The sequence below is a fragment of the Streptomyces chiangmaiensis genome (genome assembly GCF_036281785.1).
In the GTDB taxonomy this organism is placed as follows: domain Bacteria; phylum Actinomycetota; class Actinomycetes; order Streptomycetales; family Streptomycetaceae; genus Streptomyces; species Streptomyces chiangmaiensis.
This window is the reverse complement of record NZ_JAYWVC010000068.1, coordinates 1-12,332: the sequence shown is the minus strand read 5'-3', so window position 1 is coordinate 12,332 and position 12,332 is coordinate 1. Positions and strand designations below refer to the sequence as shown.

Sequence of the window (12,332 nt, the reverse complement as noted above, 5' to 3'; positions counted from 1 at the left end):
TGTCTTCTCGGTTCAGTCGTCGTCGCCGTGGAAGCGCCGTCTGACGGACAGCAACTCCACCTCGGGGCGCCCGGCGACCAGCCGCTCGCACCGGTCCAGTACATCAGTCAGATGCCCCGCGTCGCCGGAGACCATCGCGAGCCCGATGAGTGCCCGCCGATGGAGATCCATGTGGTCCACCTCGGCCGCGCTCACCGCGAACTTCCGCTGGAGCTCGGCGACGATCGGACGGACGACGGAGCGCTTCTCCTTCAGCGACCGTACGTCGCCGAGGAGGAGGTCGAAGGACAGAGTCCCCACGTACATGTGCGTCCGGATGACCCGCCGGTACGGGATCGACGGCCCCGCCGTCGGTATGGGCAGGGACACGAAAACCGTACAACGAACACCGGAGCGGCTCGACGGGGTTTTCACCGGGCCCGTCCGGGCGTGACTCGGCCCGTCCCTGCTCCAGGACGGGGCCGCTCAGGCCTGGGCGGTGGTGTGAGGGGCGACACCCCCACACGGCGCGCCGGCCGACGGGAACCACGTCCCGTCGGCCGGCGCGAACCGGAGGCTGTTACACCCGCGGCTTCTCGCGCATCTCGTACGTCGCGATGACGTCGTCGACCTTGATGTCGTTGAAGTTGCCGAGGTTGATACCGCCCTCGAACCCTTCGCGGATCTCGGTGACGTCGTCCTTGAAGCGACGCAGGCCCTCGATGTTGAGGTTCTCCGCGACCACCTTGCCGTCGCGGATGAGGCGCGCCTTGGTGTTGCGCTTGACCTCGCCCGACCGGATGAGCACACCGGCGATGTTGCCCAGCTTGGACGACTTGAAGACCTCGCGGATCTCCGCCGTACCGAGCTCGACCTCTTCGTACTCCGGCTTGAGCATGCCCTTGAGGGCCGCCTCGATCTCCTCGATCGCCTGGTAGATGACCGAGTAGTACCGGACGTCCACGCCCTCGCGCTCGGCCATCTGCGCCGCGCGGCCGGCCGCGCGGACGTTGAAGCCGATCACGATGGCGTCGGAGCCCATCGCCAGGTCGATGTCGGACTCCGTGACCGCACCGACGCCGCGGTGCAGGACGCGGATGTCGACCTCTTCGCCGACGTCCAGCTGGAGCAGCGAGGACTCGAGGGCCTCGACGGAACCAGAAGCGTCGCCCTTGATGATCAGGTTCAGCTGCTGGACCTCGCCAGCCTTCAGCACCTTGTCCAGGTCCTCCAGCGACACACGGCGCGTGCGCTTGGCGAAGGCCGCGTTGCGCTCGCGGGCGGCGCGCTTCTCGGCGATCTGACGGGCCGTACGGTCCTCGTCCACCACCAGGAAGTTGTCGCCCGCACCCGGGACGTTGGTCAGACCCAGGACCTGGACCGGCGTCGACGGGCCGGCCTCGGCCACGTTGTTGCCGTTGTCGTCGAGCATCGCCCGGACGCGGCCGTACGCGTCGCCGACCACCATCGTGTCGCCGACCCGCAGCGTGCCTCGCTGGACGAGGACCGTCGCCACGGCACCCCGGCCGCGGTCGAGACGGGACTCGATCGAGATGCCCTGCGCGTCCTGGTGCGGGTTGGCCCGCAGGTCGAGCGAGGCGTCCGCGGTCAGGACGACCGCCTCCAGGAGGCTGTCGATGTGCAGACCCTGCTTGGCGGAGATGTCGACGAACATCGTGTCGCCGCCGTACTCCTCGGCCACCAGGCCGTACTCGGTCAGCTGACCGCGCACCTTGGTCGGGTCGGCACCCTCGACGTCGATCTTGTTGACCGCGACGACGATCGGGACGTCGGCCGCCTTGGCGTGGTTGAGCGCCTCGACCGTCTGCGGCATGACGCCGTCGTTGGCCGCGACGACCAGGATCGCGATGTCGGTCGACTTCGCACCACGGGCACGCATGGCGGTGAACGCCTCGTGACCCGGGGTGTCGATGAAGGTGATCCGACGCTCTTCGTCGTTGACCTCGGTCGAGACCTGGTAGGCACCGATGTGCTGGGTGATGCCGCCGGCCTCGCCCGCGATGACGTTCGTCTTGCGGATGGCGTCGAGCAGTCGGGTCTTACCGTGGTCGACGTGACCCATGACGGTGACGACCGGCGGACGGACCACCAGGTCCTCCTCGCCGCCCTCGTCCTCGCCGAACTCGATGTCGAAGGACTCGAGCAGCTCGCGGTCCTCCTCCTCGGGGCTGACGATCTGAACCTCGTAGTTCATCTCGCCCGCGAGGAGCTGCAGCGTCTCGTCGGAGACGGACTGCGTGGCCGTGACCATCTCGCCCAGGTTCATCATGACGGCGACGAGGGACGCCGGGTTGGCGTTGATCTTCTCCGCGAAGTCGGTGAGCGACGCACCGCGCGACAGGCGAATGCTCTCGCCGTTGCCGCGAGGCAGCATCACACCGCCGACCGACGGGGCCTGCATGGCCTCGTACTCCTGACGGCGCTGCCGCTTCGACTTACGGCCACGACGCGCCGGACCGCCGGGACGGCCGAACGCACCCTGCGTGCCACCACGGCCGCCCGGACCACCAGGACGACCTCCGAAGCCGGGACGGCCGCCGCCGCCACCGCCGAAGCCGCCACCGCCGCCACCAGGGCCACCGCCACCAGGACGACCGGCGAAACCGCCGCCGCCACCGCCGGGACGACCGCCACCGCCGCCGGGACGGCCGGCGAAGCCACCGCCGCCACCGCCGGGACGACCGCCGCCGGGACGACCGGCACCGGCCGGGCCGCGGCCGCCGGGGCCGGGACGCGGGCCGGCAGCGGGACGCTGCGGCATCATGCCGGGGTTCGGACGCGGACCCGCGGGGCCGCCGCCGGGACGCGGACCGCCCTGCGGACGGGGCATGCCCCCCGGAGTCGGCCGGGAACCGCCCGGAGCCTGCGGACGCGGACCGCCGCCCGCACCCTGGGGACGGGGACCCTGGCCCGCGCCCTGCGGACGCGGAGCACCGGGGGCACCGGGACCGCCGGGACGCGGGGCGCCGCCCGGCCGGGGCGCCTGCGGGCGCGCCATGCCGGTGGAGCCACCGGAGGTGAAGGGGTTGTTACCGGGACGGGGACCTGCCTGACGACCACCGGAACGCGGGCCGGGAGCGCCCGGACGCGGGGAACCGGTACGCGCGGCCCGGGCGTCGCCCGGACCCTGGCCCTGACCGGGCGCGGCCGGACGGGCGCTCGGCTTCGGGCCGCCGGGGCCGGGACGGGCGCCCGAACGCGGGCCCGGGGCGGCCGGAGCCGTCGGCGGGGCCGTGAACTCGGGCGCACCCGGGGCGGGAGCCGCCGGGGCGGGCCGCGGCGCGGGCTTCGGGCCCGGCGTCGGGCGCGGACCCGGCGTCGGAGCCGAGGGCCGCTCGGCGGCCGCGGGCTTGGGCGCCGCCGGGCGCGGGGCAGCCGGACGGGCGGCCTGCGCCGGGGAGGGCGCGGCCGGCTTCGCCGGTGCGGCCTTGCGCGCGGCGGGCTTCGCACCACCGCCGCTGCCCTGCTGCAAGGCGTCGGTCAACTTGCGTACTACGGGCGCCTCGATCGTCGAGGACGCCGAACGGACGAATTCACCGAGTTCCTGGAGCTTGGCCATGACGACCTTGCTCTCCACACCGAACTCCTTGGCGAGTTCGTAGACCCGGACCTTAGCCACTTCGCTCCTTTGAGGTCCGGGTTGCGGCCGGACCGTCGCTAGTTCATGGGCGTACTCATCGCGTACTCATCGAGTGCTCATCGCAATCTCGACCTGCTTTCGACTCGCGAGGTACCAGGCCGCACGGGGGCTTCCGTACGACACGTCTTTCGGTGTTGCCTGCCCGGCAAGGTGCTGCTCAGCAACTTTCTGCCTGCTCGACGTATTGGCGCAACGTCTTTGTGTCGAGCGGACCCGGGACGCGCAGCGCCCGTGGGAACGCCCGACGGCGGACCGCCAGGTCGAGACAAGCCGACACAGGGTGCACATACGCACCCCGGCCAGGCAGCGTACCGCGAGGATCGGGGACACAATCGCCCTCGACCACCACGGTGCGCAACAGTTCGATCTTGGCCGCTCGCTCCCGGCACCCCACACAGGTGCGCTCAGGGCATGCGCGGGCATGCGTCCGGCCAGACACGCTCAAGTCTACCTCCCCGCGGCGACCTCACCCCTTTGGGGCAAGATTCGAACACCTGCCGCGCACGAAACTGTCGTGATCTCAGCGACCCACGGCCAGGACCCGTCCCTTGCCGAGGTCAGATGCCTCAGTCGTGCCTCTCGGCGGGCTGCTCGGTGTCGGGTCGAATGTCGATCCGCCAGCCGGTGAGCCGGGCCGCAAGCCGGGCGTTCTGCCCCTCCTTGCCGATCGCCAGCGACAGCTGGTAGTCGGGGACCGTCACGCGCGCGGAGCGGGCCGCGAGGTCGACCACCTCGACCTTGGAGACACGGGCCGGCGAGAGGGCGTTCGCCACCATCTCGGCCGGGTCGTCCGACCAGTCGACGATGTCGATCTTCTCGCCGTTCAGCTCGGCCATGACGTTGCGCACTCGGCCGCCCATCGGGCCGATGCAGGCGCCCTTGGCGTTCAGGCCCGATCGGGTGGACCTCACGGCGATCTTCGTACGGTGACCGGCCTCACGAGCGATCGCGGCGATCTCGACGGAACCGTCGGCGATCTCCGGCACCTCTAGCGCGAACAGCTTTTTCACCAGATTGGGGTGGGTTCGGGACAGGGTCACGGACGGACCGCGCACACCCTTCGCCACCCGGACGACGTACGACCGGATCCGCTTCCCGTGCTCGTACGTCTCGCCCGGCGCCTGCTCCTGCACCGGCAGGATGGCCTCCAACTTGCCGATGTCGACGAGCACGTTCTTCGGGTCGCGGCCCTGCTGGACCACACCGGTGACGATGTCACCCTCACGGCCCGCGTACTCTCCGAGCGTCGCGTCGTCCTCGGCGTCGCGCAGGCGCTGCAGAATGACCTGCTTGGCGGTGGTGGCGGCGATGCGGCCGAAGCCCGACGGGGTGTCGTCGAACTCGCGCGGCTCCTGCCCCTCCTCCAGGTCCTCGGGGTCCTCCTTCGCCCACACGGTCACATGGCCGGTCTCCCGGTTGAGCTCCACGCGCGCGTGGCGGCGGCTTCCCTCGGTGCGGTGGTAGGCAATGAGGAGGGCCGCCTCGATCGCCTCGACCAGCAGGTCGAAGGAGATCTCCTTCTCCCGTACCAAGCCCCTCAGGGCACTCATGTCGATGTCCACGGCTACGCCTCCTCCTCTTCCTTAATGTCCTTCTTGTCCTTGCGGGCGAACTCGACCTGGACGCGCGCTCTGGTGATGTCCGGGAACGCGAGTCGGCGGGCCGTGGCCTTGCGGCCCTTCACACCGGGCACTTCGAGGTCGAGGCCTTCGTCGTCGACCTTCAGGATTCTGGCGACCATCTCGCCGCCCTCCGCCAGCTGGAACTTCACCAGCCGGTCGACGGCGCGTACGTAGTGCCGGTGTTCCTTGAGGAGGCGCTCCGCGCCCGGCGTTCCGACCTCGAGGTCGTACGCGCCCTCGCCCATCCCGTCGCTCTCGTCGAGCTTCGCCGAGAGCGCACGGCTCACATCGGCGATCCGGTCCAGGTCGGCACCGGTGTCGGAGTCGACGACGACACGCAGTACACGCTTGCGCCCGACGGAGTCCACGGCGATCTCCTCGAGATCGAGTCCCTGGGAGCTGACGAGCGGTTCCAGCAGTTCTCGCAGCCTCTCGCTCTGGGTGGTGCTCATCCGGGTGACTCCTCGGCCGCGTGTGCTGTTGTGGGATGGTCGCGTGTCAGGTCAAAGGGTATCCGGTCCCGGGCCGTGTTGCCGTCCACCTGCGCCGACCGCCGGGCGCGGGCGCGATCGGCCGAGCCGGTGGCGAGTACCGGGGCGGGGCACCGGTACGGTGATCACAAGCGCCGCCCTTCCCTTCGTCTCCGGCCATTCGAGGACGTCTGCCGTGCCGTTCCCCCCGCACCCGCGCACCGCCCTGCGCCGAAGGAGTCTGCTCGCCTCGGCCGCGGGCGCCGCCCTGCTCGGTGGCTGCTCCGGCGCTCCCGGCTCCGCCGCCTCGGGCGGCAGCAGCCTCTCGGCCGCCGACCGGGCCCGCGCACGTGCGGCCCGCGACAGCGAGGCGCTGGCCGACCGGTACGCGGCCGTGATCGCGGCTCATCCGCCACTGGCGGCGCGACTGCGGCCGCTGCGGGCGGAGGTCGTCAGGCACGCCGAGGCGTTTCGCGACGGCTCCGGCACCTCGGCGTCCCCGTCGGCGTCCGCGTTGCTGTCCCCATCGCCGTCCCCGTCGGCGTCGGCGGCCGCCTCGCCCAGCGCCTCCCCTGTGCCCAGGGACCCCAAGTCGGCGCTCACGGAGCTGGCCTCCGCCGAGCGGACCCTCGCCGACCGGCGGGCCAAGGCGTTGCTGGACGTCCCCGGCGAGCTCGCACGGCTGATGGCCTCCGTGGCGGCGGCCGGCGCCGCGCACGCGTACCTGCTGACGGAAGGCGCGAAGTGAACACGTCCACCGGCACCCCGGGCACGACCACCGGCGCCCCGGGCACGACCACCGGCGCCCCGGCAATGACCACCGGCACCCCGGAATCCGGGACCGGGGAGCTCACGGCACTGCAGGCCACACTGCGCGCCGAGCACGCCGCGGTCTACGGCTACGGCGTCGTCGGTGGGCGCATCGAGCAGACAAGGCGCGAGGAGGCACGGGCGGCCTACGACGCCCATCGCGCACGACGCGACGACCTGGCCCGGACCGTGAGGGACCTGGGCGGCACGCCGGACGCCGCCGCGGCCGGGTACGCGCTGCCCTTCCCGGTCACGGACTCCGCCGCCGCCGTACGGCTCGCCGCCGAGCTGGAGGAGCGGGTGGCCGGGGTGTACTCCGACCTCGTCCGGGCGGCGACCGGCGCCAGGCGCGGCTTCGCCGCCGGGGCGCTGCGGGAGGCGGCGGTGCGTGCGGTGCGCTGGAGCGGCGAGAGCGTAGCCTTCCCTGGTCTCGCCGAGCGGGCGGCGGCCACCCCGGCCACCTCGGTGACGACACCGCGGACGTGAGGCGTACGCGCACACCGCACGCGTGCGAAGCCGACCTGGAAAGGAACAACTCGCGCATGGCTTTCGAACCGCCGCAGCGCCTCCTGCGGGCGCTCGGCGAGACGCAGCGGGACGGAGGCGCCGAGTGGCTCGACAAGCTCCCCGGGCTGGCCCGACAGGCCGTCGATCTACGCGAGTTGACCGTGGAGCGGGTTCAGGCGCCGGGTGGCCGCAGCGGCCTGGTCGTGCTGGTGCGGCAGTCCGATGGAACGCCCGCCGTGCTGAAGCTGGCGCCACCGCAGGCACGACCGGAGAGCGAATGCGCCGCGCTCGCCCACTGGGGCGGGTTCGGCGCGGTACGGCTCCTGGACGCCGACCCGGAGCACGGTGTCCTGCTGCTGGAGCGGCTGCATCCCGAGATGTCCGTGCGCTCGCTGCCGGAGGCGAAGGCCCTGCTGGAAGCGGCCGGCACGCTGCGCCGGCTGTGGGTGGAGCCCTCCGCCGGCCACTCCTTCGAGACGGTGGCCGGGCGGACGGGGCGGCAGGCCGAGGCGATGCGGGCGGGTGCCGAGACCGACCCCGACGTGGCGCCGCTGGTGAACGCGGCGCTGGCGGCCCGCGAGGAGCTGCTCGCCGCCCCGCCCGAGGAGCGACTGCTGCACGGCACCTTCCGACAGAGCAAGGTGCTCGCCGGGGAGCGGATGCCGTGGCTGGCCGTGGGCCCGGATCCGGTGGTCGGAGAGTGCGCCTTCGACCTGGCGCGACTGGTGCGCGACCGGGTGGAGGACCTCATCGCGGCACCCTCCGGTGCGTCGATCACCCGGCGCCGGGTCAAGCGGCTCGCGGAGTCGCTCGAGCTCGACCAGGAGCGGCTGCGCGGCTGGACGCTGTTCCGGGCGGTCGAGTCCGGGGTGCGGGCCCTGCGCGTCGGCCGGGCGCAGGACGCGGAACTGCTGCTGGAGTTCGCCGGCTGGCTGTGACGGGAGCGTCGGGACCGGTGCGCGACCGCCGGTCCTGCCGACAGCGAACGGCCGCCGGTCGGTGGCCGGCGGCCGTTTCGGCGATGACGTGCGGGCCCGGCAGGGGAACGCCACGGCCGGGCCGGTGGCGGGCCGCCGAAGCGGCGGCCTCCCCGAGGGACCTCGGGGAGGTCAGGCCGTGAGGCGCGCGATCGCCTCGTCCATCGTGAGCTCTTCGCGCTCGCCCGTCCTGCGGTCCTTCAGCTCCAGGACGCCCTCGGCGGAGCGGCGGCCCGCCACCAGGATCTGCGGCACCCCGATCAGCTCGGCGTCCGTGAACTTCACGCCCGGGGACACACCGGCCCGGTCGTCGACGAGGACGCGGACGCCGGCCGCGGCCAGCTTCTGGGAGACGTCGAGGGCCAGCTCGGTCTGCAGGGCCTTGCCGGCCGCCACCACGTGCACATCGGCCGGGGCGACCTCCTTGGGCCAGCACAGGCCCTGCTCGTCGGCGGTCTGCTCGGCGAGCGCGGCCACCGCGCGGGAGACGCCGACGCCGTAGGAGCCCATGGTGACGCGGACCGGCTTGCCGTTCTGGCCGAGGACGTCGAGCTTGAGGGCGTCGGCGTACTTGCGGCCCAGCTGGAAGATATGGCCGATCTCGATGGCGCGGTCCAGCTTGAGGCCGGTGCCGCAGCGCGGGCAGGGGTCGCCCTCCTGCACCACCACGACGTCGACGTACGCGTCGACCTCGAAGTCGCGGCCGGCGACCACGTTCTTCGCGTGCATGCCCTCCTTGTTGGCACCGGTGATCCAGGAGGTGCCGGGGGCCACGCGCGGGTCGGCGATGTAGGTGGCCTTCTCCAGGCCCTGGGGGCCCACATAGCCGCGGACCAGGTCCGGACGGCCCACGAAGTCCTCAACGGTGACCAGCTCGACCGCGGCCGGGGCGAAGTGCGCCTCGACCTTGTCCATGTCGACCTCGCGGTCGCCGGGGACACCGACGGCGACGATCTCGCCGTCGACCTTGACGAGGAGGTTCTTCAGGGTGGCCGAGGCCGGGACGCCGAGGGAGGCGGCGAGCGTCTCGATGGTCGGGGTGTCGGGGGTGGGGATCTCCTCGAGCGCGGGCTCCCCCGAGCCGTCCACCGGCTTCAGCGGGTAGGAGATCGCCTCGGTGTTCGCGGCGAAGTCGCAGTTCGGGCAGTCGGCGAAGGTGTCCTCGCCGGCCTCTGCCGGAGCGAGGAACTCCTCGGACTTGGAACCGCCCATCGCGCCCGCGGTCGCGGCGCAGATCCGGTAGTCCAGACCGAGCCGCTCGAAGATCCGCTGGTAGGCCTGGCGGTGCAGGGCGTAGGACTGGGCAAGGCCCTCGTCCTCGAGGTCGAAGGAGTAGGAGTCCTTCATCAGGAACTCGCGGCCGCGCAGGATGCCCGCTCGCGGCCGGGCCTCGTCCCGGAACTTGGTCTGGATCTGGTAGAGGATCACCGGCAGGTCCTTGTAGGAGGACGCCTGGTCCTTCACCAGCAGCGTGAAGATCTCCTCATGGGTCGGGCCGAGGAGGTAGTCGCCGCCCTTGCGGTCCTTGAGCCGGAACAGTTCGGCGCCGTACTCGTCCCAGCGGCCGGTCGCGTCGTACGGCTCCCGGGGCAGCAGGGCGGGGAGCATCACCTCCTGGGCGCCGATCGCGTCCATCTCCTCGCGGACGATCCGCTCCACGTTGGCGAGGACCTTCTTGCCGAGCGGCAGCCAGGTCCAGATCCCGGCGGCGGTACGACGGACGTAGCCCGCGCGGACGAGCAGCTTGTGGCTGAGGACCTCGGCGTCCGCCGGGTCGTCGCGCAGCGTCTTCGCCATCAACTGGGACATGCGCTGGACCGGTGCGTTCGCCATGATCTCTCGACTCCTGCTGAAGGGGGTCCCCCGCTCGAGCGCAGCCGAGAGTGGGGGAGGGTGATGGCTAGGAGGTTAGCCGGGCAGCCGGTGCGGGCGGAAATTCGTCAGCGCCCGCGCAGGGGGAGCGGGGCGCCCATCACGGCGTACGGCTTGGGGGCGCTGGGAAAAAGCACCTGCCGCGCCAGGTCCTCGTAGCCCAGCGAGCGGTACAGGCCGCGGGCCGGGCTGTCGACGTCGATCGCCGAGAGGATCGAGCGCGGTTGCGTCGCACCCGCGGTGATGGTGGTGATAAGGGCCCGGCCGATGCCGCGGTTCTGGTAGTGGGGATGGACATGCAGTTCGGTGATGACGAAGGAGTCGTCGAGCCATGCGTCGTGGCCCTGGGCCCGCAGATACGGTTCGACGACGGTGGACCACCAGTGCGTGCGGTCGTTGGGCATGCCGTAGACGAATCCGACGAGCCGTCCGTCGGTGAGGGTGGCTCCGAACGCACGGGCCCCCGGATAGGCCATGTGCCGCAGCACGATCTGGCGGCGCACGGCGATCTCGTCGGCCCCGAGCCCGAATGCCAGGGCCTGTACGGCGAGCGCCTCGTCAACGCGGGCGGACAGGTCCAGGGGGCCGATCACGACCTCGTCGGGCTCGCGGTGACCTCGACCGGGAAAGCGCAGCATGCCGGGGAGCCTACCGGGGCACTTCGCGGGACGACGCCGGGGACGACGGTCGTCCGCCCGCGGACCGGCGGCGGTTTCCCGTACCCACGCTGCCGAACCGCAGTGTCCCGCGGCCCCGCCGCCGCGGTTCCTCAGAACAGCACGCTCATGAACGCCCCGATCTCCTGGAAGCCCACCCTCAGGTACGTCCGCCTCGCCGGGGTGTTGAAGTCGTTGACGTACAGACTCACCACCGGGGCCACATCCGCCAGCGCGTACCGCAGGACCGCCGCCATGGCGGGGGCCGCGAGGCCCTGGCCGCGGTATTCGGGAGCGACCCAGACGCCCTGGATCTGGCACGCCTGAGGGGTGGCCGCGCCGATCTCCGCCTTGAAGACGACCTTTCCGTTGTCGTCGAGGCGGGCGAACGAACGGCCGGAGCCCACGAGTTCGGCGACCCGGGCCTGGTAGAGCAGCCCGCCGTCGCCGGCCAGCGGTGAGACGCCGACCTCCTCGGTGAACATGGCCACACAGGCCGGCATGATCGTCTCCATCTCGTCCTTGCGAATGCGGCGGACATACGGATCCGGGGCGATGTCGACGGGCATACGGTCGGTGACCATGAGGGGTTGGTGGGCGCGGACCTCGCGGGCCGGGCCCCAACCGGGCTCGAGCAGCCGCCACAGCTGGGCGGTGGGTTCGGCGGGGCCGACGATGGACGAGCACCGCCGGCCGGCGCGCCGGGCGCGGTCGGCGAAGGCCCGCACCGCGCGCGGGTTGGCGCAGATCGGGACGAGGTTGGCGCCCGCGTAGCACAACGACGTCAGCATGCCGTCCTCGTACCAGCCCCACATCTCGCCGCCGAGGCGCCAGGGGTCGAGGCCCGCGACGTGGACGCGGGACGACACGAAGGCGTTCATGACCGGCTCGCGGTCGAGAACGGCGAGCGCGGCGTCCAGGTCACTCGGTTCGAGGACCCTGGTGGTGGTCTGCGTCAACACGTGCGGGAGCCTCACCCTGGGGTCTGCTGATCTCCGCACTGTACCTGGCGCGCCGGTGGCGCGCCGCCCGGTCTCTCGGCTCGTGGGCGGCGCGGAGGGACCATCGGTTCAGCCCCGGCCCGTGGGGTGGCCGCCTCGGACCTGGATCTCGCCGATTCCCGGCTGCCGGTGGAAGGCGGGAACGGTGGCCGCTGACCAGGTCGTCGCCCCATCCAGCCTGATGTGACGGGTGTGCGGACGGTCGCCGAGGTCGATGAAGCGAATCCCTCTGGCGCTTTCCAGCACACCGACCTTTACATCACGTCAGGTGTTCCCCTCGTCACTGTCGGGCACGGTGTAGTCCTTGAGCCGCGCGGAGTCCTGCTTCCGCCCGAAGGTCTCCCTGTTGTAGGTCGGCGACCACTCCCGCTGGTTGATCCCGAGGAGGGTGACCTTGCGGACCCGGCCGGGGTCGAGGGTGTAACTGGCGGACAGGACCCCCTTGTTGTCGGCGCAGGTGGCGAAGTCGCCGTCGGCGACGACAGCTTCACTCACCGTGACGGTGCCGGTGGGGCAGTAGTCCGGGACCTTGCAGCTGGACTCGGTGAGGCGCGGCAGCGAGGTCCAGATCGCCGACGGCTGGTCGTACGGCGGGGTCATCCCCGTCTTCTGCTCGTGGGACACCGTGTCCATGATCGGGATGTCCTCGTTCCCGCTGTACATCGGAGCTGTCCAGGAAACGCGGGAAACACCTGCGCCCCGTCACGGACCGTGTGACGGGGCGCAGGTGACGTGTAAGGAAGAGGGGCTCAGCCGGCCACGGAGACCGAGGGCTCT

At 71.8% G+C, this 12,332-nt stretch carries 12 protein-coding genes; 3 read left to right on the top strand and 9 right to left on the bottom strand.

Features of this window, described 5'->3' with window-relative positions; all coding sequences use genetic code 11:
• Window positions 1-12: 12 nt before the first annotated feature.
• The 5 genes from VXC91_RS20530 to rimP form a co-directional block, all read right to left on the bottom strand.
• On the bottom strand, window positions 13-306 hold the full coding sequence (locus tag VXC91_RS20530; RefSeq protein WP_329508768.1) for a DUF503 domain-containing protein: 294 nt from the start codon (window positions 304-306) through the stop codon (window positions 13-15).
• 253 nt (window positions 307-559) lie between these two features.
• The gene (gene infB / locus VXC91_RS20525; protein ID WP_329508750.1) at window positions 560-3,619 is read right to left on the bottom strand and encodes a translation initiation factor IF-2; all 3,060 of its coding nucleotides are present in this window, start codon (window positions 3,617-3,619) and stop codon (window positions 560-562) included.
• Window positions 3,620-3,797: 178 nt separating this feature from the next.
• Complete coding sequence (locus VXC91_RS20520) at window positions 3,798-4,079, bottom strand: YlxR family protein (protein ID WP_329508767.1); 282 nt, start codon at window positions 4,077-4,079, stop codon at window positions 3,798-3,800.
• Window positions 4,080-4,206: 127 nt separating this feature from the next.
• On the bottom strand, window positions 4,207-5,202 hold the full coding sequence (gene nusA, locus VXC91_RS20515) for a transcription termination factor NusA (protein WP_329508749.1): 996 nt from the start codon (window positions 5,200-5,202) through the stop codon (window positions 4,207-4,209).
• A gap of 2 nt (window positions 5,203-5,204) precedes the next feature.
• The gene (rimP, locus tag VXC91_RS20510; protein ID WP_329508748.1) at window positions 5,205-5,714 is read right to left on the bottom strand and encodes a ribosome maturation factor RimP; all 510 of its coding nucleotides are present in this window, start codon (window positions 5,712-5,714) and stop codon (window positions 5,205-5,207) included.
• Window positions 5,715-5,928: 214 nt separating this feature from the next.
• On the opposite strand from rimP, the gene VXC91_RS20505 reads away from it, so the two are divergent.
• From VXC91_RS20505 to VXC91_RS20495, 3 genes are all read left to right on the top strand, one after another.
• Window positions 5,929-6,480 carry a hypothetical protein gene (locus VXC91_RS20505; protein WP_329508747.1) on the top strand — a complete coding sequence of 184 codons (552 nt, stop codon included), beginning with the start codon at window positions 5,929-5,931 and terminating at the stop codon, window positions 6,478-6,480.
• A 65-nt stretch (window positions 6,481-6,545) separates the two neighbouring features.
• Complete coding sequence (locus VXC91_RS20500; protein WP_329508766.1) at window positions 6,546-7,028, top strand: ferritin-like domain-containing protein; 483 nt, start codon at window positions 6,546-6,548, stop codon at window positions 7,026-7,028.
• A 56-nt stretch (window positions 7,029-7,084) separates the two neighbouring features.
• Window positions 7,085-7,987, top strand: coding sequence for an aminoglycoside phosphotransferase family protein (locus VXC91_RS20495; RefSeq protein WP_329508746.1), 903 nt, complete (start codon window positions 7,085-7,087; stop codon window positions 7,985-7,987).
• A 171-nt stretch (window positions 7,988-8,158) separates the two neighbouring features.
• On the opposite strand, the gene VXC91_RS20490 is transcribed toward VXC91_RS20495, so the two are convergent.
• The 4 genes from VXC91_RS20490 to VXC91_RS20475 all read right to left on the bottom strand — a co-directional run bounded on the left by VXC91_RS20490 (window position 8,159) and on the right by VXC91_RS20475 (window position 12,218).
• Complete coding sequence (locus VXC91_RS20490) at window positions 8,159-9,859, bottom strand: proline--tRNA ligase (protein ID WP_329508745.1); 1,701 nt, start codon at window positions 9,857-9,859, stop codon at window positions 8,159-8,161.
• Window positions 9,860-9,966: 107 nt separating this feature from the next.
• Window positions 9,967-10,536 carry a GNAT family N-acetyltransferase gene (locus VXC91_RS20485; RefSeq protein ID WP_329508744.1) on the bottom strand — a complete coding sequence of 190 codons (570 nt, stop codon included), beginning with the start codon at window positions 10,534-10,536 and terminating at the stop codon, window positions 9,967-9,969.
• 131 nt (window positions 10,537-10,667) lie between these two features.
• Window positions 10,668-11,516 (bottom strand): GNAT family N-acetyltransferase, encoded by an 849-nt coding sequence (locus VXC91_RS20480; protein WP_329508743.1) that lies wholly within the window; start codon window positions 11,514-11,516, stop codon window positions 10,668-10,670.
• Window positions 11,517-11,819: 303 nt separating this feature from the next.
• Entirely contained in the window at window positions 11,820-12,218 is a 399-nt protein-coding gene (locus VXC91_RS20475) for a hypothetical protein (protein ID WP_329508742.1), read from the bottom strand.
• Between the last annotated feature and the right edge of the window lie 114 nt (window positions 12,219-12,332).